This is a genomic window from Chryseobacterium sp. DT-167, from assembly GCF_058310155.1.
In genome coordinates, this window is record NZ_JBZEEQ010000021.1 from 1 (window position 1) to 21,017 (window position 21,017).

Annotated in this window: 23 protein-coding genes; 12 read left to right on the forward strand and 11 right to left on the reverse strand. The window is 35.6% G+C overall.

Translation table 11 applies throughout. From position 1 onward, the window contains the following. Positions 1–502 precede the first annotated feature (502 nt). The 3 genes from AC4FQ5_RS19180 to AC4FQ5_RS19190 form a co-directional block, all read right to left on the reverse strand. The gene (locus tag AC4FQ5_RS19180; RefSeq protein ID WP_491145983.1) at positions 503–1,174 is read right to left on the reverse strand and encodes a type 1 glutamine amidotransferase domain-containing protein; all 672 of its coding nucleotides are present in this window, start codon (positions 1,172–1,174) and stop codon (positions 503–505) included. A gap of 80 nt (positions 1,175–1,254) precedes the next feature. Further along, positions 1,255–1,542: a putative quinol monooxygenase gene (locus tag AC4FQ5_RS19185; RefSeq protein WP_491145984.1), complete on the reverse strand. Its 288-nt coding sequence runs from the start codon at positions 1,540–1,542 to the stop codon at positions 1,255–1,257. Further along, on the reverse strand, positions 1,542–2,156 hold the full coding sequence (locus AC4FQ5_RS19190; RefSeq protein WP_491145985.1) for an NAD(P)H-dependent oxidoreductase: 615 nt from the start codon (positions 2,154–2,156) through the stop codon (positions 1,542–1,544). Before AC4FQ5_RS19190 ends, AC4FQ5_RS19185 begins: the two co-directional genes overlap by 1 nt. Positions 2,157–2,401: 245 nt before the next feature. On the opposite strand from AC4FQ5_RS19190, the gene AC4FQ5_RS19195 reads away from it, so the two are divergent. From AC4FQ5_RS19195 to AC4FQ5_RS19205, 3 genes are all read left to right on the forward strand, one after another. Then, positions 2,402–3,322: a LysR family transcriptional regulator gene (locus AC4FQ5_RS19195; protein WP_491145987.1), complete on the forward strand. Its 921-nt coding sequence runs from the start codon at positions 2,402–2,404 to the stop codon at positions 3,320–3,322. Between the two features lie 194 nt (positions 3,323–3,516). Next, on the forward strand, positions 3,517–4,389 hold the full coding sequence (locus AC4FQ5_RS19200) for an aldo/keto reductase (RefSeq protein WP_491145989.1): 873 nt from the start codon (positions 3,517–3,519) through the stop codon (positions 4,387–4,389). Between the two features lie 164 nt (positions 4,390–4,553). After that, positions 4,554–4,898, forward strand: a complete 345-nt coding sequence (locus tag AC4FQ5_RS19205) for a RebB family R body protein (RefSeq protein ID WP_491145991.1) — start codon at positions 4,554–4,556, stop codon at positions 4,896–4,898. Between the two features lie 57 nt (positions 4,899–4,955). Here the strand turns inward: AC4FQ5_RS19205 and AC4FQ5_RS19210 are convergent, their stop codons facing one another. From AC4FQ5_RS19210 to AC4FQ5_RS19225, 4 genes are read right to left on the reverse strand one after another with little or no spacing between them, the layout of a single operon-like run. Further along, positions 4,956–6,293 (reverse strand): UDP-N-acetylmuramate--L-alanine ligase, encoded by a 1,338-nt coding sequence (locus tag AC4FQ5_RS19210; protein WP_491145992.1) that lies wholly within the window; start codon positions 6,291–6,293, stop codon positions 4,956–4,958. Between the two features lie 2 nt (positions 6,294–6,295). After that, entirely contained in the window at positions 6,296–6,736 is a 441-nt protein-coding gene (locus tag AC4FQ5_RS19215; RefSeq protein ID WP_491145993.1) for a hypothetical protein, read from the reverse strand. A 15-nt stretch (positions 6,737–6,751) separates the two neighbouring features. Further along, complete coding sequence (locus AC4FQ5_RS19220) at positions 6,752–7,552, reverse strand: lysophospholipid acyltransferase family protein (protein ID WP_491145995.1); 801 nt, start codon at positions 7,550–7,552, stop codon at positions 6,752–6,754. A gap of 28 nt (positions 7,553–7,580) precedes the next feature. Continuing rightward, positions 7,581–8,210, reverse strand: a complete 630-nt coding sequence (locus AC4FQ5_RS19225) for an NUDIX hydrolase (protein ID WP_491145996.1) — start codon at positions 8,208–8,210, stop codon at positions 7,581–7,583. Positions 8,211–8,459: 249 nt separating this feature from the next. On the opposite strand from AC4FQ5_RS19225, the gene AC4FQ5_RS19230 reads away from it, so the two are divergent. The 6 genes from AC4FQ5_RS19230 (at position 8,460) to AC4FQ5_RS19255 (ending at position 14,751) form a co-directional block, all read left to right on the forward strand. Beyond that, a complete protein-coding gene (locus AC4FQ5_RS19230) occupies positions 8,460–9,974 on the forward strand; it encodes a hypothetical protein (RefSeq protein WP_491145998.1) in 1,515 nt (504 codons plus the stop codon). Between the two features lie 305 nt (positions 9,975–10,279). After that, complete coding sequence (locus AC4FQ5_RS19235; RefSeq protein WP_491146000.1) at positions 10,280–10,693, forward strand: hypothetical protein; 414 nt, start codon at positions 10,280–10,282, stop codon at positions 10,691–10,693. 22 nt (positions 10,694–10,715) lie between these two features. Beyond that, positions 10,716–11,432 carry a curli-like amyloid fiber formation chaperone CsgH gene (gene csgH / locus AC4FQ5_RS19240; protein ID WP_491146002.1) on the forward strand — a complete coding sequence of 239 codons (717 nt, stop codon included), beginning with the start codon at positions 10,716–10,718 and terminating at the stop codon, positions 11,430–11,432. Positions 11,433–11,443: 11 nt separating this feature from the next. Then, the gene (locus AC4FQ5_RS19245) at positions 11,444–11,851 is read left to right on the forward strand and encodes a curli assembly protein CsgF (RefSeq protein WP_491146004.1); all 408 of its coding nucleotides are present in this window, start codon (positions 11,444–11,446) and stop codon (positions 11,849–11,851) included. Between the two features lie 22 nt (positions 11,852–11,873). Then, entirely contained in the window at positions 11,874–13,241 is a 1,368-nt protein-coding gene (locus AC4FQ5_RS19250) for a CsgG/HfaB family protein (protein ID WP_491146006.1), read from the forward strand. A 4-nt stretch (positions 13,242–13,245) separates the two neighbouring features. After that, entirely contained in the window at positions 13,246–14,751 is a 1,506-nt protein-coding gene (locus AC4FQ5_RS19255) for a carboxypeptidase-like regulatory domain-containing protein (RefSeq protein ID WP_491146008.1), read from the forward strand. Positions 14,752–14,818: 67 nt separating this feature from the next. Here AC4FQ5_RS19255 and AC4FQ5_RS19260 read toward each other — a convergent pair whose 3' ends face one another. The 4 genes from AC4FQ5_RS19260 to AC4FQ5_RS19275 form a co-directional block, all read right to left on the reverse strand. Then, on the reverse strand, positions 14,819–15,466 hold the full coding sequence (locus tag AC4FQ5_RS19260) for a response regulator transcription factor (RefSeq protein WP_491146010.1): 648 nt from the start codon (positions 15,464–15,466) through the stop codon (positions 14,819–14,821). Positions 15,467–15,796: 330 nt separating this feature from the next. Further along, positions 15,797–17,356, reverse strand: a complete 1,560-nt coding sequence (locus tag AC4FQ5_RS19265) for an Rne/Rng family ribonuclease (RefSeq protein ID WP_491146012.1) — start codon at positions 17,354–17,356, stop codon at positions 15,797–15,799. 353 nt (positions 17,357–17,709) lie between these two features. Then, positions 17,710–18,000: an HU family DNA-binding protein gene (locus AC4FQ5_RS19270; RefSeq protein ID WP_034674127.1), complete on the reverse strand. Its 291-nt coding sequence runs from the start codon at positions 17,998–18,000 to the stop codon at positions 17,710–17,712. Positions 18,001–18,138: 138 nt separating this feature from the next. Next, the gene (locus AC4FQ5_RS19275) at positions 18,139–18,810 is read right to left on the reverse strand and encodes a LuxR C-terminal-related transcriptional regulator (RefSeq protein ID WP_491146014.1); all 672 of its coding nucleotides are present in this window, start codon (positions 18,808–18,810) and stop codon (positions 18,139–18,141) included. A gap of 177 nt (positions 18,811–18,987) precedes the next feature. Here AC4FQ5_RS19275 and tssO (AC4FQ5_RS19280) point away from each other — a divergent pair, with 177 nt between their 5' ends. Genes tssO (AC4FQ5_RS19280) through AC4FQ5_RS19290 form a run of 3 tightly spaced genes read left to right on the forward strand, consistent with a single transcriptional unit; the run spans position 18,988 to position 21,003 of the window. Beyond that, positions 18,988–19,518, forward strand: coding sequence for a type VI secretion system TssO (gene tssO, locus AC4FQ5_RS19280; protein WP_491146016.1), 531 nt, complete (start codon positions 18,988–18,990; stop codon positions 19,516–19,518). 21 nt (positions 19,519–19,539) lie between these two features. Further along, on the forward strand, positions 19,540–20,058 hold the full coding sequence (gene tssO / locus AC4FQ5_RS19285; protein ID WP_491146017.1) for a type VI secretion system TssO: 519 nt from the start codon (positions 19,540–19,542) through the stop codon (positions 20,056–20,058). Positions 20,059–20,097: 39 nt separating this feature from the next. Next, positions 20,098–21,003, forward strand: a complete 906-nt coding sequence (locus tag AC4FQ5_RS19290) for a PKD domain-containing protein (RefSeq protein ID WP_491146019.1) — start codon at positions 20,098–20,100, stop codon at positions 21,001–21,003. Positions 21,004–21,017 lie beyond the last annotated feature (14 nt).

The window sequence follows — 21,017 nt, forward strand, 5'->3', positions numbered from 1 at the left end:
TGTAGCTTTTTTCTTTACCCTAACTTCTCTTTATTATTAATTAAATTTATTGTTTTGCAAACATAGGATGACAAACGTGCTGTTGATAACAAATACGAATGATAAACTACTTTTGATCAAGAAGATCGAGAGATTTTCAGTATTTTTTTTACCTAAATATCATTGAGTTAAGAAGAATTTTTGTCATTGACTTAAGCAGAGTGTTTGTCATTGACTATGGCGAATCTTTGATTTCCGGAGGAAGCTAAATGGTTGAGAGTTAAAATCTTTGCGGAGATTCCTGCGGAATTGCAAACGTGCTTTTGATAACAAATACGAATGACAAACGTGCTGTTGATGAAAATACGAATAGTAAACATACTGGATGATAAACATACTGCTGATAAGTAATTATCAAATGTAGCGTGATCCGTAACGAAAGGCTTAGTCATGAAAAAACCGAAACGTTGAATTGTTCCGGTTTTAATACAAATTTAAAACAGCTTTAAATGTAAGAGAGTGCTTATTTTAATTCCTTTAAAATAGCTTCACCCACACTTTTTGCTGACTGAGGATTTTGTCCTGTGATCACTCGCTGATCGGTCACTACATGATTCTGCCAAAGACCGGATTTTTCAAATTTTGCACCTCTTTCTTTTAATTTATCTTCCAAAAGGAAGGGAACAACCTTCGTCAATTTCACTTCAGATTCTTCTTCATTGGTAAAAGCATTGATCTTTTTCCCGTCAACCAAATATTTCCCGTTGTTTAATTTTATATTTACCAAACCTGCAGGTCCGTGACAAACAGCGGCTACAATTCCTCCTTTTTCATAGATTTTTGAAGCAATAGCTGACAGTTCGGTATTGTCTGCAAAATCCCACATTGCGCCGTGACCTCCTGCATAAAATATGGTAGAATACTCATCCGGATTTACCTGAGAAGGCTTTAAAGAATGATCAATCTTATTTTTGTATTCTTTGTTTTCCCAAAATTCTTTGTTGACAGGATCTTCCAAATCAAAACCGTCAACCGGAGGAGTTCCGCCTTTCGGACTTACAAAATCAATTTCGTAACCTGCTTTGTACAAAACTTCCCAGGGATGCGAGACTTCTCCCAGATAATATCCTGTTTTTTCGCCAGTATCACCTTTTTTGTCATGGCTGGTAACGACAAATAAAATTTTCTTCTTCATACTCTTTGATTTTTGGGTTTGTGCGTGAACGAGCCCTATAGCGAAAATGGAAAGAAGTAATAATGCTAATTTTTTCATATTTAAATAATTTCGGTGAGATAAATTTGTGGTTTTTCCTGCAACTTTTCATCAGCTAAAGCTCCGAAAGCCTGAATGTACGGTTGCTGATTGTGCTGCGCCAAACCTTCTTTGCTTTTCCAGATTTCGTAGAAAACGAACTGGTTTTTATCCTCAATTCCCTGATGAAGCATGTACAGTTCGTTGGCTTCTTCTTTTCGGGTTTCTTTTACCATGTTTTGAAGAACTTCCAATACTTCGTTCGTATGTTCTTCTTTGGCTTTGATAATTGCGGTTAGATAAATTTTCATTAGACTAATTGGGGTTTTAATTCTTTTTCAAAAACAGTTTTTAAATGATCTCTGTAAATGCTCATATCACGCTCGATGTCTGCGTTTTTTTCTACATCATGAAAATGGAAACTTTCCATTTTTTCTAAAGAAACAAAAGCATTCATTCTGTGGAAACCGAAAAGTGGTCCGTTATCGACACTTGTTTCATTGAAAAATTCTCCGGGGAGGGTGAAAGCGGTTTCGGGGGCGTTCCAGCTTGTGGTGACCATGTATTTTCTTCCGCCCAGCATTCCGCCGGTTCCGTAATTGATCTTTGGATTGTCTGAAGTTCTGCCATCACTCATATAAATTCCTTTTGCGTGACCTGCCGTGAAGACCTCATCAATGTACTTTTTTAAACCATTCGGGAGCTGAAACCACCAGATCGGCGTATGGTAAATAATAAAATCTGCCCAAACGAATTTCTGAACTTCCTCGTTTTCGTCGTAGCCTTCGCTGACGTTGGAAATCTTTATTTCTACATTTTCAAATTCTTTTAAAACCTGCAATGTGTTGTCTGCGATGGTCTGATTATATTTTCCGCCGGAATGTCCAAAGTTTTGTCCGCCATTGATAATTAATACTTTTTTCATTGTTTTTTTATAAATGTTTAAATTTTACAGTGCAAAGTTAGATTGGAGTTTTGTATAATAGAAATAATATGAATTATAACTAAGTATTATAATTATAATAGTAAAAGTATCGTTTTTTAAAAACTTCCCGCTAACTTTGCGAAGTGAAATTGATAACCGAATTTGTTTTTATCCAACTTTATCGATTCTAAAAATTGATAAATAACTGTGGAGCAAATTGTCTTTTCACCATATAAATCAGAATTATGGTTAATTTAGAATGGTATCGAACTTTCAAAGCAATCTACAAATCCGGAACATTGACGGGTGCTGCGGAGGCTTTGTTTATTTCACAACCTGGAGTTAGTTTACATTTGAGTGCTCTGGAAGCTTATGTAGGATACAAGTTATTTGACAGGACAGGAAGGAAAATGATTCCGACAGAAAGAGGGAAGGTCTTATTCAACGCAGTTTCTGATCCCTTGACAAGATTGGAAGACGTAGAAAAAAACTTCCAGAAATCTACGGAAAAGCACACTCCGACAATCAGTGTGGGAATGTGTTTTGAAACATTTCAGACAACTCTAGAGCAATATGTTTCCACTTTAGATTTTAATTTAATCATCAGTTTCGGCGAATATCCCGAAATGTTGGATCAGCTGGATAAAGGAATTTTAGATTTAATCATTACTCCCAAAAAAGGTGTTTCGCCTAATATCGAACATGAAGCTTTTTCTTCTGAACAGATTATTCTGGTTGGCGGAAAAAATGTAAATACAGAGAGTTTCAGAAATGTTTTGGAAACAAAAGGAATCGAACACGCCGAAGAATGGCTGAAACAGGAAAAATGGTACGGAACGACAGGTGATATGGAGCACCTTTTTCAGTTCTGGATTTTGAATTTCGGGCATAAACCCAATTTCCGGCCAAATTATATTGTTCCGAACCTGAATTCGATCATTCGCTGCCTGAAAGGAGGAACAGGATTAGCAGTAGTTCCCGATTTCCTTTGTAAAAATGAGATTGAAAACGGTGAGGTAAAATTGATCTGGGAAGGCGACAAAAAGCTTGAAAATACTTTGTATTTCGGGTGCAGAAAGAAAACAAATTACCAATCTGAAATTGATCATATTAAAAGCTTATTTAGAAAAATGATGAGCAAAGAAAATTTGAAAGCAGAAGTTTGAAGTTAGAAATTAGTATTACAGATGCTACAATTCCCCTTCTTGGAAGGGTAGCTTTTTGCAAAGCAAAAATACGGGGTGGTTAATATGTTTAAGATATTACCTTCAACTATTTAATATCTGTAAAATTGATAAGTCAAAATTTCAAATTTTACACGAAATTTGTTAGACATAATTAAAAATAATCAAATAAAACAATGCAAAAAACATACACAGGGCAACCTGTAATTAGATTAAACAACGGAGTTGATATTCCGGCTTTAGGTTTCGGGGTATGGCAAATGGAAGACCTGAAAGAGTGTGAAAATGCCGTAATCAAAGCAATTGAAACGGGTTACAGAATGATTGATACTGCTTCAATCTACATGAACGAGACAGCCGTTGGAAATGCTGTAAAAAACAGCGGAGTCAGCAGAGACGAATTATTCATTACTTCAAAACTTTGGGTACAGGATCATGGGTATGAAAAAGCAAAATCTGCATTCCGGAGAACGCTCGACAGACTGCAGCTTGATTATCTGGATATGTATCTTCTTCACTGGCCGTTCGGAGATTTCTTAGGAGCATGGAAAGCATTGGAAGAGCTTTATCATGAAGGGAAAATCAAGGCGATTGGTGTTTGCAATTTCACCGTTGAAAAATTGGAGGAATTAAAGGCAAATTCAGGTATACTTCCTGTGATTAATCAAATCGAATTGCACCCGATATTCCAGCAAAAGGAGCTTCAGGTATATAACAGAGAAAATAATATTGTTACTCAGCCGTGGAGTCCGCTTGGAAATGGAAATGCAGGACTTTTAGACAATCAGGATTTAAAAAATATTGCAGAGAAGTACAGCAAAACTGTCGCTCAGATAATTTTAAGATGGCATTTGCAGGAAGGATTCTGCGTGATTCCAAAATCGGTGACGCCATCAAGAATTGAAGAAAATTTCAATGTTTTTGATTTTGAATTGACAGAAGACGAAATGAATGTTATCCGTTCTTTAGACACCGGAAAAAGATTGTTTTTTGATCCGAAAGATCCGGCTTGGGAAGAGAAAATGTTGAATTCTGTGGCAGATATTTAATAGAATATATTTTCTAACTCACAGGTTATATAGGTTTTATCTAATAATCTTTTAAGAGTTTTTTTTATAGTTAATCTAAGAAGCAAAAAAAATTGCTTCTTTTTTTATGATTTCAAATTAAAATAAAGCTTAACTTTAATCATTAAATCAAAAAATATTAAACCATGGAAAATCAAGACAAGAACAAGACAGCAAATGTATTTCCTACATCTGTTAACAATCAGATTACAGATTCAGTGACGCAATCTAATGTGAAAGTTGTGGGAGAATCTCCTGCAATGGCTTTAGGAAATGTTTATCAAAGTGCGGCGCATTCTACAGGAATTATGTTTGAAAATGCTGTGAATAATCAAAACCAGCAGAATATTCTTGGTCAGGCTGCTGCAAATCAGGGAGTGATGCAGATTTACAGTTTAGATACGACAACAACATCAGGTGCAACCGAGCAATTGTGGAATGAATCAGACCAGAATCTAATCAAGAAAAATCAAGACAAGGATAAAAAATAATATATAAAAAAAGCTGTACTCAACATGAATACAGCTTTTTTTTATATTTATTGCTGATTATTTCGTTAAATCCAATCCACCAAAATTGCCCGAACTCATCATCATGTAAACTCCCTGAGTTTTATCTAATAAATCCCAGTAAGCATGAAGTTCTTCTGCATTGGTAAACACTTTTAGGTTTTCATTTTTAAACATTTCTTTGATCAATTCAGGAGAAATAGGTTCCATTCTTTTGATCTTTAAGGCATCTTCGGAATAGAAAACAATGGCTTCGTCTAAACCATCCATTGCATGATCATATTGTTCTAAAAATACAGGGTTTAAACTTGAATACGTATGAAGTTCAAGAAAACCATATTTTTTTTCCTTTTTAAATTGCTCACAGAACGCTTTCACAGCAGCTTTTACCTTGCTTGGAGCGTGTGCGAAATCTTTGTAAAGAACCCCGTTGTCTTCTCTTTCTACTTTTTCAAGACGTTTTGAGGCACCTTTGAAACTCATGATTGCGTCATAAAACTCTTCATCCATTACTCCCAAAGTGTGACAGATATGTCTTGCTCCTTCAAGATTCAGTAAATTATGTGCTCCAAAGACAGAAAGCGGAATATCTCCCATTTCGGTTTTTAAATGAACTTTTCCGTTGACGATTTCGTATTCGGGAGTTTTATAAGGGATTTTTCTGAAATAATTTTCTGCATTTTCAACCACTTTTACTACTTCAGGATCTTCTTCGTTATACACTAAAACGCCACCCGGAGTAATGCTTGCAACGAATTTTCTGAACTGCTCAATGTAATCATCAAAAGTTTTGAAAACATTGATATGATCCCATGCAATTCCGCTCATTAAAGCGATATTTGGTTGGTATAATAAAAATTTTGAACGGAGATCAATAGGAGAGGAAAGATATTCATCGCCTTCCAATACCATAAAATCGTTGTCTTCTGTGAGTTTTACCATACAGTCGAAGCCTTCAAGCTGTGCTCCCACCATATAATCCACATCTTTCTGATGAAAATTCAAAACATGAAGAATCATTGAAGTGATCGTCGTTTTCCCGTGAGAACCAGCGATGACAACTCTTGTTTTCGTTTTTGACTGTTCGTACAGAAATTCAGGGTAAGAATATATTTTTAAACCTAATTCTTTTGCTTTTGCCAATTCGGGATTATCCTGATGAGCGTGCATTCCAAGAATCACGGCATCAATGTCTGAAGTTATTTTTTCCGGAAACCATCCCAATTCTGCGGGAAGAATTTCTCTTTTGGCAAGTCTTGACTTTGAAGGTTCAAAAATGGCATCATCTGAGCCGGAAACTTCATATCCTTTATCTTTTAACGCAATAGCAAGATTGTGCATGGCGCTTCCGCCAATGGCAATGAAATGGGTTTTCAAATTTATTGAGTGTTTTTTACGTTTTTACTGATGATTTGCTGAAAAGCATCGACAACCTGATCCCAGTTTTTCTTATACTGAGGCATGATCATGCTTGCATCGGTTTTGTTGGCGCTGTTTTCACCATTTTTTACATTGATGGAAACTGCAACACGATCATATACCTTTTTGTGATCTTCTGCGATATGTCTGAAATTATTCTGAGACAGAATCTGATTTAAATTCTGAATTTCTTCGTTTGTAAGCTTAAAGGTCGCTTTGTTTTTTTTACCCTGACTTTCAAAAGAGTAATGTACGTCATTACCTTTGATGAAGAGATTTTCGTACATCGGCGCATAACCGCCACTTTTGGAATAACTGATGTCAAAATCTGAATAGACTTTCTGGGTGTTGCATGAGACAGTTATCATGATGGCAAATAATATTGCTATTAATTTTTTCATAATGACTTTAAATTTTTATGGATTGGGTTGTTCAGATTTTTTTGCTTTTATTTCTTCATCATACGTATGCAAAACATTAAAATCTTCTGTCTGCTCAATGGCAGTCATGATTTTTAGAAGAATCTGCTGTGCATTTTCATGATCGTAGTCGATATCTAAAGGTTTTTTAAATTCCATGGTAGGCTTTACTCCGGTTACTTTTACACGGAGTCCTTTTTTATCAAACGCCCTTCTGAATCCGTTTATTTTAATCGGAATGACAATGGGGCGCTGATTTTTGATCAGTTTTGCCGTTCCTTTTCTTCCCTGTGCAAAAGCAGCAGTCGTGCCTTGCGGAAAAGTGGCTACCCAGCCATTGTCTAAAGCTTTCATGATATTATCAATCTCACTCAGATCTACAAGCCGGTTTACATTTTTACCTTCAGCCCTCCAGGTTCTTTTTACCGTCACTGCGCCTGCGATTTTAAAAATTTTAGGAAGAATCCCTTTATTCATGGTTTCTTCAGCCGCAACGTAATAAAAATCAATTTTAGGATTAAGAAGATAGATAGGGTTTTTGATGGTATTTAAATAGCCGTTGTTCACCGCACAAAATGCATGATACATTGCTGCAACATCGGCAAAATAGGTTTGATGATTGGAAACGAAAAGGACGTTAGAATCAGGAAGATCTACCAAATGTTCTGTTCCGGTAATTTTTAATTTGTTAAAACCATTAAATCTTCTGTAGGAAACGATTCCCAGAATAAAAATAATAAACCTTTTTAAAAAATAAGGAGTGCCGAACGAATCGGTAAATATATTTTTCTTCGCCATTTTTCAATTAAACATAATATATGCAAAGTTACATTTTTTTAATCAACTGGCTGAATTCGCTGAGGATCATTGCAGTAGCTCCCCAAATGATGTATCCGTTGAAATTGATCACCGGAACTTCTTTTCCTCCTGCTCCGGGCAATGCCATTATTTCCGGGGAATCAGGGAGATTGAGAAAAGATGTGATCGGAAATTCGATCACTTCTACAGCCTCGCTTTCCTGCAAAATAAATTCAGGATTTCTTTTAGAATATGAAATATAAGGATAAACGTAAAAATTGCTTGGTGGAATGTAGATTGGTGACATCTCACGAATGATTCTCACGTATGGTTTTTCTAATCCGATTTCTTCTGAAGTTTCACGAATGGCAGTTTCGGCAAAGTCACGGTCATATTCTTCACGTTTCCCGCCGGGTAAAGATATTTGCCCGCTGTGTCTGTCACGCTCATTTTCTGTACGCTGAATAAGCGGAAAAAACCATTCATTGTCTCTTAAATAAAGGACGATGTTTACGGCGGCAAATTTTGGATTTTTTTCTAAAATCTGCTCGTGGGTAATCACTTCACGGTAAGGTGGTGAAAAAATACCATGAGCATTGGCACCCGCAAGCCGGGCTTTTTTGATCTTTTGTAATAAATCTTTTCCAAAACTTTCCATATCTCAAATTTACTAATATATCTTATAAAAAGGAAGTGATGCAGATGTTAATTAAACATAATTTTTTACTACATTTTTCTACCGTATTTATACGTACGATGTAAGTAACTGATCCTGATGATACCATAATACCAGAAACAGTTACAATTTAAACTGTATGTGGTGATATTTGAAAATTACCCTTTTATGATGGTTTTTAAGGTTGGTGAGAGTTCTACATTTGTATCATTAACCAATAAAATTTTTACCATGAAAAAATTAGTAACAGGAGCTTTCGTTGCTTTAGCGGCAAGTTTTGCTTATGCTCAAAACAGTGATAATACTGTAAGCCAGAACGGAAATAATAATACTGCAGCAGTTACACAGGTAGGACTTCAGTCTTTCGGTAATGAAAATGTATCTACTCAGACAGGTACTGCAAATGCTGTAAATGTATATCAAAGAAGTAACAGTGCACGTAATAAAGCAGAAACTACCCAAAACGGAACTTTAAACGTGGCAAATGTATCACAGGGACAAGGTTTTTCGGCAGGTGGAGTTGAGGTGGTACAGGATCAGGATGGTTTGAGAAACCGTGCGACTGCAACACAGCAGTTTTCGTATGGATCTAAGATCAATCAAACTCAGGAAGGTCTTTTCAATACGTCTACTGCCACACAAGGAGGAGGAGATGTAAGATCAAATATCGTTCAAAATCAGGATGGTAATTTCAATACGGCTAGTGCTTCTCAAAGCCAGGCAGGGTATACCCGTCCTGCAGGAGTATACAGTACTGCAAATGATATCAATCAGATACAGGAAGGAAATTTAAATACCGCCAATGCCACTCAGGTCGGATATCTAAGCGAACTCGATCAGACTCAGGACGGAAACGGAAACAATGCGTCATCAAGCCAGACAGGACCAAGACATACTGCAACTCAGACTCAGGAAGGAAGCTTAAATGTTGCTTCTAATACTCAAACAGGAACTCATCAGTCAGCGTCACAAAATCAGGATGGTAACTTAAACCGCGCTACTTCTTTACAGTCAGGAAATGACAATACTTCAGTACAAACACAAGATGGTAATTTAAACCGTGCTACTTCTTCACAGTCAGGTGGCTCTTCCTGGTTGGTACAATCTCAGACAGGAAACGGTAACGTAGGTTCTGTAAACCAATCCGGAGGAACTTATAATGCAGCAATGCAGATTCAAAGTAACAACAATAATAATGCATCGATCGATCAGGTTGGAAACAGTAATGGAGCCGGTCAATTTCAGACAGGGCTGAGAAATATTGCAGAGACTGATCAGACAGGAGATAACAATTCATCAGATACCAACCAATTTGGTAATGATAATGAGGCGTATGTTGTTCAAAATAATAATTATAACAAAGCCGAAATCGATCAAATCGGAAGTGACAACTATGCAAGCGGAACACAAAGCGGAACTTCTGACAGTGCAGCAAACAGTAACAGCATTAAAATTTATCAGGATGGAAGTGAAAACACATCTATGGCAGCACAATCTGTAGGAAGAAGCAATAGTTTAGTTTCTAATCAATATGGATCTATGAATCTCTTAGATAGTGATCAAATCGGAAGCAGCAATACAGCAACGATCAACCAGGGTTCAGCAGCACTTGATGCAAATAATAATGACGCATTTGTGATGCAGAACGGTACCAGCAACAGCCTTACCCTAAATCAAATGTCTAGTGGGAATACTCACACTTCAAGCCAGATGGGTAGTGGCAATTCAATTGTAGTAACACAATAATTATAAAGATAGTCTTTTAAATAATGTATAAAAGTATGAAGCTCTTAAACATTATTTTAAAATCTGGAGATCATTAACAAAAATCTCCGGAATCAGACTGTCAGCCAATAAAAACTGCTGATTAAAACAAGCATTAATTTCATTGTATTTATACATTTAAGAGAAACTTAGGTTTCTCTTTTTTGGCTAAAATATTTTTCAGTAGAAACACGGTAGCGAATAACGGCAAACCGTGATTTTTATCCCGTCACTGTTTAACGTGTTTTGTATAGCACGGTATTCCAGTACCTTTAAAAAAAATAAAAATGAAAACCTTTGAGAAAATATGTATTACCCTTGTACTTCTTTCAACGATGTTGGCGAAGTCTCAACAGGTAGAGTGGAATCATATCAACAGTCATACGGCAATTGATATGATCAATACGCAGAGTACGGATCCTTCAGCATTCATATCTTCGGTTTCGCAAGTTGTACAAATAGGAGATCTAAACAATGCAGATCTGAAGATCAATTCGAAGACCAATATTATGGTGCAGCAATTTGGTGATCAAAACAGTATCTATTTTAATAATGCTTTTTCATCAAAAGAAGCCAGGACGGCAATTACTGCACAGGGAAACAATAATATTGTAGACATTACAGGAACAAACAGTATTTCAGACAAAATGCATCTGAATGTACAGGGTGAAAATATGACAGTATTTATGCGAAATTACTAAACTGACGATGATGAAAAATTTCATGTTCATATATAACTTTCTTTTTGTTTTCTTGTCTGTTTTTACTTACGGGCAGGAAGACAAAAAAATAGTTGTAAAGATTGAAAAAGAGGTCATAGAAAAACAGTTGAAAATTAAAGCACTGGTTACTAATAACACATCAACTTATCAGGAACTGAATTATCTTTTGATTTCCATTAAAAAAGGAACGAGCGGAAATCTTTCTAATAATAAACAGAGCGGAAAGTTTTCAATAAATCCGGGTGAAAGCAAATCTTTATCAGAAATGAGTGTGAATCTGGAAAAAGGAGATGCATTAAAAGCATTTCTTTACATTCGGGACGAGGAGGCACAAAAACTCATTGCCAAAGACAGTCTGGAAATTAATCAGGATTTTTTTAAGAAAACAGTAAGCGTCGTGGAAAAAGAAGAAGCTTTCGAACTTAGCGGATTGACGATCGATGATACAAAAAGTAAGGTGGGAAAAGATTTTTATGACCTGTTTTACATTCAGTATAGTCAGATCCCGGATAAGAGCAATTCTGCGATTACAATCACAGAGCTTCCTGCACGGGGAACCAGCGGTCAGATCAATATTCAGATCGATGACAAGGTAGTCTACAGCTTTATGACCAATCCCAGTGAAGATTATCTGAAAGAGCAATTAGATTTTACGCTCCGGTATATTAAAGATTTCAATTCCCGAAAGAATCTTATAAAAAAAGAATTCATCTATTAAAACTAATGACTATGAAGGCTCTTTTAATAACAGCTATCTTTTTTTTAGGATTTTTTCAGGCAAAATCTCAACAGCTTGTCTACAAACCGATCAATCCTGCTTTTGGCGGTGATACATTCAATTATCAATGGCTTTTAAGTTCTGCAAGTGCTCAGAATCAGTTTGATAACAAAGACGGGAGCAATCTTACCGGAAACTCTGGTTCTCTGAGTAATTTCACAGACAGTTTAAACCGTCAGGTTTTGAGTGAGCTTTCGAGGAAATTGTTTCAGGATCAGTTTGGTACAGGGGGTGTACAGGCAGGCAATTATATGTTTGGCTCACTCTATCTGCAGATTACCAACACGGCTCAGGGAATGATGATCAGTATTTTGGATACCAACACAGGAGAGCAGTCCGAGATTGTAGTTCCGAAATAAAAACTAAAAACAATAACTAAACATGAGATTTTCTACTACTATCAGAATTTTTTTCTGGATACTTTTTGCGTATGCATTGCAATCTTGTGGTACAGCAATGAGTTTTATTTCTAATAAAGAAGTATCTACGATGGGAGAGATCACACCGCATACTGCAGAATTGAGAAATTTACCCCTGCCCAAAGAAAAAGTGGTGGTGGGCGTCTATAAATTCAGAGATCAGACCGGTCAGTACAAACCTTCTGAAAACGGCGCCAACTGGAGTACCGCAGTACCGCAGGGTACCACGACCATTCTGATCAAAGCATTAGAAGACAGCAGGTGGTTTAAACCTATCGAAAGAGAAAATATAGCCAATCTTCTCAACGAAAGACAGATTATCAGGTCTACCCGACAAGAATATTTAAAAGATGCGGATAAGAACAGCCAGGCTCTGCCGCCGTTATTATATGCAGGAATGCTTTTGGAAGGCGGAGTCATTTCGTACGACAGCAATGTCATGACAGGTGGAATTGGTGCAAGATATTTCGGAATCGGTGCGTCTTCACAATATAGACAGGATAGAATTACCATTTACCTCCGTGCAGTTTCTACTTTAAACGGTGAAATTTTAAAAACGGTTTATGTATCAAAAACCATCTTATCTACAAGTATCAACGGAAGTTTCTTCAAATATATTGATACAGAAAGATTAATGGAGGCTGAAGTAGGTTTTACACAAAACGAACCCATTCAGCTCGCTGTAACCGACGCTATTGAAAAAGCTGTGAAGTCATTGATCATCGAGGGAATTAAAGACAAAATCTGGGGGAAATCGTTGGGTGATCTGGCAGATTATCAAAAGCTTGTAGATGATTATGATTTTGAAACTAAGAAAAATACAGACAGACAAATTGGAAATATATATTCTAATGCAGAAAGATCAAAAATATCAGTATTCGGGCAGGTAGAAACCAATCAGGTGAGAAATGATTACGTAAATCCCGTTGCTCAATTTGGTTTGAAAGGTGGCGTCAAGTATTTTTTCAATAAAAGTTTCAACGTAGAACTCAGTGCTGCAGCATACAGGCTCGAAAATGAAAATATTTTAAAACGTACGTTCATTTCTCCGGAGCTCAATTTAGAATACTTTATGTTACCGAAATACAAATTTTCACCATTTATATATGCAGGTGTAAGTGCGATGTTTTCTACAGAGCCTGTACGGTACAAGTCTCAATTTGGCGGCGGTTTTGAGTATCTGGCATTTAAAAAAATCGGTATAAGAATATCTTCCCAGTATGATTTGGGATTCAGTGACGATTGGGATCTCCTGATCAATGGGAAAAGAACCGATCATGCCTTGAGATTCGGGTTGGGTCTCAATTTATATTTAGGGAATAAAAAATAAAACTATGAAAGCTTACATTAATATATTGATTCTCTTGATTTCTTTTTTTTCCTTCACATCGTGTAGCGAAGAATTGGTGGATCAGGCGCAGACCGGGATCCTGCGCGGAAAAGTTGTGAAAAAAGGCACCAACCAGCCTATCGCAAATGCTAAAGTGTTTACCACACCAAGTACACAGACTACTTTTAGTGATAAAGACGGAATGTTTGAAATAAAAGATATTCCTGCCGGAAATTATTCTGTGAAAGTAGAGCTGTCGGGCTATGTTTCCAGCTTTCAGGCAGTTAATATTCAGACTGAGAACCAGATTGTGACTATTGTTTTTGAGATGGATGATGATGAATCTTTAAATTCGCCACCTACATCTCCGCAATTATTAAGCCCCATTGATAATGCTCTCAATCAGCCTTTGAGCGTACAATTGAGCTGGAATGCCACAGACCCTGATAAATCAGATAGTCTTACTTACAAGCTTACAGTGAAAAATAATTTAAATACTGATATTATTCAGGTAAATGATCTGAAAGTAAAAACCCATACTTTATCCAATTTACAATTTGGCGTAAGCTACTTTTGGCAGGTCGCTGTTTCAGACGGAATTCATCCTGATGTTTTGAGTCCTGTATTCAAATTTACTACAAGCGCAACACCCGCAAACCGTTATCATTATGTAAGAAAGCAAAACGGAAATTTCGTAATAATCTCAAGTGACAGCCAGGGAAATAATTTTCAGCTGACCAGTGTTTCAAACAGCAGTTGGCGACCAAGAAAAAACAATAACGCAGGTTTGATTGCATTTTTGAGAAACGATGCTGGCGGAAGTCATATTTTTACTGCAAATCCTGATGGTTCTAATGTTTTTAAAGTTACTCAGATTCCGGTAGCCGGTTTTAATCAGAATGAATTGGATTTTTCCTGGAATACCACCGGAAGCGCATTTCTTTATCCGAATTTTGACAAACTGTATAAAATTAATAAAGACGGAACAGGTCAGCAGTTAGTTTATACTACTCCCGATGGAAGCTTGATTTCTGAAGTAGACTGGAGCTATGATAATACTAAAGTTGCCATAAAGACCAATAACTTCAGTGGTTACAACACTAAAATTCTGATTATTGATATGCTGGGAAATGTTCTGCAAAATGTTTTTTCGGCGGCTACAGGAGCAACAGGCGGGCTCAATTTTTCGGTAGATGGTCAGAAGCTTCTCTATACTCATGACGTTTCAGGGTATCAGGATATCAACTACCGTCAACTTGATTCGCATATATTTATTTATAATCTTGCTAATAATACAATGATTGACGCTTCTTTGGAAAGTGATAAACCGATGGGAACTAATGACTTTGACCCCAGATTTTCGCCAAATAATTCTCAGATTATCATAACGAATACCAGTAATGATAATGTATCTCAGAAAAATATTTTGACAATAGATCTTAATAATACGGGAGTAGACTTTTCAAGAGCATTATTATTTTCAGACGGAGAAATGCCTGATTTCGAATAGAATGATGAATATTATGAATAAAAATCAAAATCTTTTTAAGGTTTTGATTTTTTCTTTTTAAAAATTTCTAGCTGAAAATGTTATTTTCCATTGCATATTTTACAACACCAACAGAATTTTTTACATTGAGTTTCATTAGAATTCTTTTTCTGTGCGTTTCTACGGTATTGATGCTGATGAAGAGCTTTTCGCTGATGTCTTTACTGCTGTAGCCATCGCAAATCAATCGGAGAATTTCTAATTCTCTCCTTGTAAGTGGTTCTTTGATATTCGGACTTTGTTTTTCTTGTTCGCTGCTGATGAAGTTGAGCATCATTTTTTTTGCATGTTCACAGATATAAATTTCATTTGAGCTCAATGCATTTACCGATTTTATAAATTCATCATAATTGCTGTTCTTATCAAGATAGCTTTTGATGCCTTTGTTAAATAATTTTCTTATTACAATTACATCATAAGAATTGCCGATTACTATAATTCTCACTTTACTGTCTTGCAGAATAATGGTTTCCAAACATTTGTAAAGGTCGCTTAAGAGTAAAATATTTGTACTGATCATTAAAAATTCTGGTGAATGGTTTTTAACATGATTGTATAAATTTTCGTAAGTGTTAAAAACGTCTACTGAACTAAAGATTTTGTTTTGAATAAGTAATTTAGAGAGACCCTCAGTATAGAGAAGTGGCTCATCAAGAATTGCTAAATTAGGTTTCATCGGTTTATAGTTTTCATTATATAAATATACGACAAAATACATGTGTTTTTGGTAATAAATCATAAATTTTTACCGAAAAATGCAATATAAATGATGATATTTTAATTTTTCCGTAATTATACGGTAATAATTTCAAAGTATTGTGACTAATATATTTTTATTACACTATATAGCTGCAGTAAACCTTTTATTGATGAAGCTTTACAGTGTTTATTATACTGTAATATAATTCAGGTAGGGATTTATTTTGAGAATAATCAAGTTTAAGGATGATTATTTTTTTTTTTAAAGAAAAAACCTTCAGTATTCTGAAGGTTTTGATGTGTTGTTTTAATTAGAATATCCGCTTAATTCTTCTTTTTTCGAATTATAGATTTTATATTCTAAATATTTAAAAGAATCTCTCGGGATAATGGTCACCCATTTTTTGTATTTCATAAACCATTTCATCTGAATGCTTTTAAGTCCTTTTGTAAGGTAAGCTTCAACGAAAGGATGCACATGCAGATAAAGTTTACCTTTTTCTTTCTGCATAATGGTTCTGATGGTATCTCCCATTTTTTCAACAATGACGATCGGTGCTACGATTTCGCCGTCTTTGTTAGGATTTTCTTCTTTGGTGTCGATTTGTTTTTCCGGGCGGTTTCTCTGTCTCGTGATCTGTATCAATCCAAATTTACTTGGAGGCAGAATCTTGTGGCGAGCTTTGTCCCGGCTCATTTCTGTTTTCAGATGTTCAAACAAATCTCTTCTGTGATCAGGGTTGGTCATGTCGATAAAATCTACGACAATGATGCCTCCCATATCTCTGAGACGAAGCTGTCTTGCTATTTCTGTAGCTGCCATTTTATTCACATTCAATGCGTGTTCTTTATTGGCAGAATTTCCGGTTGTAATATTATTTCCGGAGTTGACGTCGATTACGTGTAGTGCTTCTGTGTGTTCTATCACCAGATAAGCACCCTTTGAACTTGGAATATTTACGTGTTTTCCGAAGCTTTGTTTAAGCTGTTTTTCAACGTTATAATATTCGAGGAGAGGAATATGAGAGTCATAAAACTGAACGATGTTTTTGCGTTCCGGAGCGATAACTTCCACATAATTTTTCATTTCTTCCACCATTTGTTCGTCATCACAAAATACGTTGACGAAATCCTGATTGAAGTTATCTCTTAAAATAGACGAAGCTTTATCATCTTCACTCAATACCTTAGACGGAACTTTATTTTTCTGAATGTTCTTAAAAGTATTTTCCCATTTTTGAATCAGCTGATTCATATCGTTGTGAAGATCTGCAACTTTCTTTCCTTCGGCAACGGTTCTGATGATCACACCAAAACCTTCAGGCTTTATACTGTCGATCAGAGTTCTCAGTCTCACTTTTTCTTCGGAACTTCCGATTTTTTTTGAGATAGAAACTTTGTTGTCAAATGGTATTAAAACCAAAAAACGTCCCGTAAGAGAAATCTGTGTAGAGATTCTCGGTCCTTTTGTAGATATGGGTTCTTTGGTAATTTGTAAAAGAATTACGTCATCTTTTGCGATGATTTTGTCTACCGTTCCGTTTTTATCAATTTCCGATTGTATTTCGAAATTTTTTAAACTTGAGGTATTCTGTTTCTTAGAAACCGTGTCTTTTAAAAATTTTTTATAAGTAAGATATTGTGGCCCAAGATCCTGATAATGCAAAAATGCATCTTTATCGTACCCGATGTTTACAAATGCCGCATTAAGGTTTGGAGCCAGTTTTTTTACTTTTCCTATGAACAAATCTCCGACTACAAAATCATTTTTGTCTTCTTCCTCATGAAGTTCACATAGTCTTCCGTCCTCCAGCAAAGCAATCTTTGTAAGCTCATCTTCATGCGAAACTATTAGTTCTTTCTTCATTTTGTTATAAGATAATTTTTTTTGTTGATAAAAGATATGAAACGATTTCTGTAATTTTAAAATTACTAATTATAAAGATAATTTGTTGAAATTTTAATAAACCAGAAAACATCAAAACATTCTCAGATCAATATGGTAACAAACAAAAATATAGTCAGTGATTATTAAAAAATTAAAAACACCAACTATATCGTTATATGAAAAATCCCGAAGGAAAATTATTTTTTCTTATGTCTGTTTGCTCTTCTTCTTTTCTTTCTTTTGTGGGTTGCAACCTTGTGTCTTTTTCTTTTCTTTCCGCTTGGCATAATGTTAATTTTTTTGTGTAACTAGTTAATATTCAATTGTTATTCTTATTTTACTGCAACTTTAGTTTTTACTTTCTCCACAAAAGACTTTGATGGCTTGAAAGCAGGGATATTGTGTGCAGGGATTTCGATTGCAGTGTTCTTAGAAATGTTTCTTCCCGTTTTGGCTGCTCTAGTTTTAACGATGAAAGAACCAAACCCTCTTAAGTAAACATTGTCTCCATTATACATAGAAGTCCTGATCTCCTGCATAAAAGCTTCTACAACTTTCTGTGTTTCATTCTTTTCTGTTCCCAATTTATTTGAGATGGTGTTTACCAATTCTGCCTTTGTCATTTCCTTTTTTAATTTTAAATTTTAGGTGTGCAAATTTAGTTAAAAAAATTGAATAGAAGCAAATTAGTAGAGAAAATATTTTGCTTAAGAGGCTGACAATTTTATATTTAGTTTGGTATGATGACAAAAAAAGAGTATTTACATACTCGAATTATAGTATCCGTTTTCTACACAGAAGCGGATGAGGTGCAGTTTTGTTTTTAAACCCAGCTTTTCTGTGAGTCTGTTGATATAGGTGTCTATAGTTCTTGTGCTGAGATTGAGTTTTTCACCTATCTCTTTGTTACTGAAGCCTTCATAGCAGAATTTCATCAGCTGAATCTCCGTTGGGGAGAGCTCTTCCTGACTTTTCTTCTGTCTGTTCATGTACTCCTGCACTGCTAAAGGCTGCTGCTTCCAGCTTTCAGAATAGGCTTGATAGTCAAAATCCCGTGAAGTAATCTGCCCCTTGATAATATCTTTAATAATATTGCTGTTTTTTTGACAATAATAGATATTCGGAATTTTTTCCAAGATCTCAGCCATATCTTCCTGATAAGTTCCGGAATAGGTGATAATGGGGGTCTCATGATTGTTTTTCCGGATAAATTTGATGGCCTCCAATCCGCTGAGTACAGGCATAAAGAGTTCTACGATAAAAACATCTTCCTGTTTCCTGTAGATTCTGTTGATGAGCTCATGACCGTTGTTGCAATCATTAAGCAGCATATTAAAGGGGTTTTCCAACAACATCTTTATCATGATCTTTTTAAAATAAAAATCGCTGTCTGCTATAGAAAACCGAACCGTATTGGTCAGTATTTTAGTCATTTTACTTCTGTGATTTGGTGTAAACAAAATAAATTTGGTTCACTAAAATATGAAAATCTTTCGGATTTCAAAATTAAACTTAACATTAAATAATTGTAAATATGTTGCAAACTCCATATTTAATTTTGAGAATAAATATTTTTTTTCTATTTTCACATTCCAAACCAAATCACAAGTATGTCTATAAATAGAGATAAAAAATTGAACAAATCCGATGTCAGGACGGGTATTTGGAAATTTATCCTCTCGTTCATCGTTTTATCCTCAATTTCTTTCTGCGCCGTCTTTTTCTTTTTTAAAAGTTACCATACCCAACGCAAGGGAATGGAAGCCGAAGCTGATAAATATTCAGAACTTCGCGGTCGCAGCAACGTCATGAATATCAAAATTGACAGCATTCATCATCTGATGACACTTTTAGATATCAATAAAGTGCAGAATGATATCCAGCTCAGAAAACAAATTACAGAAGAACTCTATGATGCGAGAAGCATTATGGGGCAGGACAGCGTAGATAATCTGAAGCATTATGCGGTTTTACTGAAGCACATAGGTCCTATGCTCGATCTCAAAACAAAAATTATAAGCGTTGCCAACCAGAAAGAATATTACCGAAGCCAATTGATGAGATGTCAGGGTAAAAATGCAGGGGTAATAAAGGAGCTTAGAGTAGATCCTACGAGAAAATTTGCAGGGAGAAGGAGATAATTTATTTTAAATTTTTAAATTATGCAGGGACAAATTACATTATCAAAAAAGGAAAAACGTTTTCAGTTTTTATATCTTATTCTGATGCTTTTGGCAGCAATGCTTTTGTTGGGAATCATCTTCCTGAACAGGTTTGAATCACCCTTCGATTCTTCTGATGTGGTGACTTTGAAAAGGCTTGAGCAAAAATCGAAATTTGATATTGAACAACAGAATATTCAGAAGGTTGTAGACAGCACTTTTGTGAAAATCTCACATCTCGATGCTGAAAATCCGGAAGCAATGACCATTCATGAAATTGAGAAGAACACAGATTTTATTTCGTCTACCAAAAAAAGATTTGTCACTCCTGATGAAAGGATAGATGGATATCCGCTCATTGCAGAATTCTACGAAATGTACATGGAAGATAAAAATATGGTGAAGAATATGACAGACGATGTTAAAAGACTCGAAGTAACCGTCAAAAACTGCGAAATGGGATATAAAAATAACGAACAAAGACTTTTTGAAAGAGATATTGCTCTTAAAACAAGATAGCCAAAATACACATCACAACACACATCACAAAAATTAAATATGAACTATTTTCAAAAGAACAGGAAAAACATCATCATTGGTGTCGTCGCTACTTTGCTGGTTGCTGCCCTTGTTGCACTGTGGCTTCAAAAAAAGGTCATTCATTCATCAGATGATATTGTAGGAGCAGTCTATCCGTTGACGCTGACGGTAGGCGATACACTTCATTTTGAAGACAAAACACCTTTTGCCAAACAAAGAAAATGGAATTTTGCAGATGGTAACAGCTCAGAAAAGAGCAAAGGTTATCATTTTTTCAATAAACCAGGATATTACAGCGTGACTTTGATTATTGATGATAAATACACCAAAACTTATCCTATCGTTGTATCTTCAAGACGCGTGGAAGCTCAGGACAGTCTGAAGATGACTACCACCATCGATGCTCCCACTCAGGCGATGCAGTTTGAAAATGTAAACTTCAGAGCATTATCAGATGGTAAGCTTTTTACCTGGAAGTTCGGTGAGACATCAGGAATTGATTCCAAAGACAAATTGGCAACTTACTCTTACAAAAAACCCGGCGATTATATAGTAACGTTATACACAGATATCGACAAAGAACCAATTTTACACAGAATAAAAATTGTTGCCGAATACAATGAAGTCGAAGAGGAGGTAGCAGTAGATGATTTTTATGAGCAAAGGGACAATGATTTTAAATACCATCTTCAGCAGATTGCCAACGGAAACAGTTTTAATATGCATTACAATTATTTGTTAAACAAATATTTGTGTAATAATGAGAATTCTATCGTTCAGGTAAGCGACAGCAAAGTCAATAACTTTTATCTCTATTGTGCAGGTTTACAGTTTGATAAAAATAATGTGATTCAGACGGTAAAGCTCAATTATGACGATGCTCAGAACTGTGTTACCAAAGTAGACATCAACCAAAGCAAATAAATGATCATTCCGAA

Excerpts from the sequence above, each read along its gene's own strand:
- AC4FQ5_RS19180 (WP_491145983.1), bottom strand. The coding sequence starts at position 1,174 with ATGAAGAAGAAAATTTTATTTGTCGTTACCAGCCATGACAAAAAAGGT.
- AC4FQ5_RS19185 (WP_491145984.1), bottom strand. The coding sequence starts at position 1,542 with ATGAAAATTTATCTAACCGCAATTATCAAAGCCAAAGAAGAACATACG.
- AC4FQ5_RS19190 (WP_491145985.1), bottom strand. The coding sequence starts at position 2,156 with ATGAAAAAAGTATTAATTATCAATGGCGGACAAAACTTTGGACATTCC.
- AC4FQ5_RS19195 (WP_491145987.1), top strand. The coding sequence starts at position 2,402 with ATGGTTAATTTAGAATGGTATCGAACTTTCAAAGCAATCTACAAATCC.
- AC4FQ5_RS19200 (WP_491145989.1), top strand. The coding sequence starts at position 3,517 with ATGCAAAAAACATACACAGGGCAACCTGTAATTAGATTAAACAACGGA.
- AC4FQ5_RS19205 (WP_491145991.1), top strand. The coding sequence starts at position 4,554 with ATGGAAAATCAAGACAAGAACAAGACAGCAAATGTATTTCCTACATCT.
- AC4FQ5_RS19215 (WP_491145993.1), bottom strand. The coding sequence starts at position 6,736 with ATGAAAAAATTAATAGCAATATTATTTGCCATCATGATAACTGTCTCA.
- AC4FQ5_RS19220 (WP_491145995.1), bottom strand. The coding sequence starts at position 7,552 with ATGGCGAAGAAAAATATATTTACCGATTCGTTCGGCACTCCTTATTTT.
- AC4FQ5_RS19225 (WP_491145996.1), bottom strand. The coding sequence starts at position 8,210 with ATGGAAAGTTTTGGAAAAGATTTATTACAAAAGATCAAAAAAGCCCGG.
- AC4FQ5_RS19230 (WP_491145998.1), top strand. The coding sequence starts at position 8,460 with ATGAAAAAATTAGTAACAGGAGCTTTCGTTGCTTTAGCGGCAAGTTTT.
- AC4FQ5_RS19235 (WP_491146000.1), top strand. The coding sequence starts at position 10,280 with ATGAAAACCTTTGAGAAAATATGTATTACCCTTGTACTTCTTTCAACG.
- csgH (WP_491146002.1), top strand. The coding sequence starts at position 10,716 with ATGTTCATATATAACTTTCTTTTTGTTTTCTTGTCTGTTTTTACTTAC.
- AC4FQ5_RS19245 (WP_491146004.1), top strand. The coding sequence starts at position 11,444 with ATGAAGGCTCTTTTAATAACAGCTATCTTTTTTTTAGGATTTTTTCAG.
- AC4FQ5_RS19250 (WP_491146006.1), top strand. The coding sequence starts at position 11,874 with ATGAGATTTTCTACTACTATCAGAATTTTTTTCTGGATACTTTTTGCG.
- AC4FQ5_RS19255 (WP_491146008.1), top strand. The coding sequence starts at position 13,246 with ATGAAAGCTTACATTAATATATTGATTCTCTTGATTTCTTTTTTTTCC.
- AC4FQ5_RS19260 (WP_491146010.1), bottom strand. The coding sequence starts at position 15,466 with ATGAAACCTAATTTAGCAATTCTTGATGAGCCACTTCTCTATACTGAG.
- AC4FQ5_RS19265 (WP_491146012.1), bottom strand. The coding sequence starts at position 17,356 with ATGAAGAAAGAACTAATAGTTTCGCATGAAGATGAGCTTACAAAGATT.
- AC4FQ5_RS19270 (WP_034674127.1), bottom strand. The coding sequence starts at position 18,000 with ATGACAAAGGCAGAATTGGTAAACACCATCTCAAATAAATTGGGAACA.
- AC4FQ5_RS19275 (WP_491146014.1), bottom strand. The coding sequence starts at position 18,810 with ATGACTAAAATACTGACCAATACGGTTCGGTTTTCTATAGCAGACAGC.
- tssO (WP_491146016.1), top strand. The coding sequence starts at position 18,988 with ATGTCTATAAATAGAGATAAAAAATTGAACAAATCCGATGTCAGGACG.
- tssO (WP_491146017.1), top strand. The coding sequence starts at position 19,540 with ATGCAGGGACAAATTACATTATCAAAAAAGGAAAAACGTTTTCAGTTT.
- AC4FQ5_RS19290 (WP_491146019.1), top strand. The coding sequence starts at position 20,098 with ATGAACTATTTTCAAAAGAACAGGAAAAACATCATCATTGGTGTCGTC.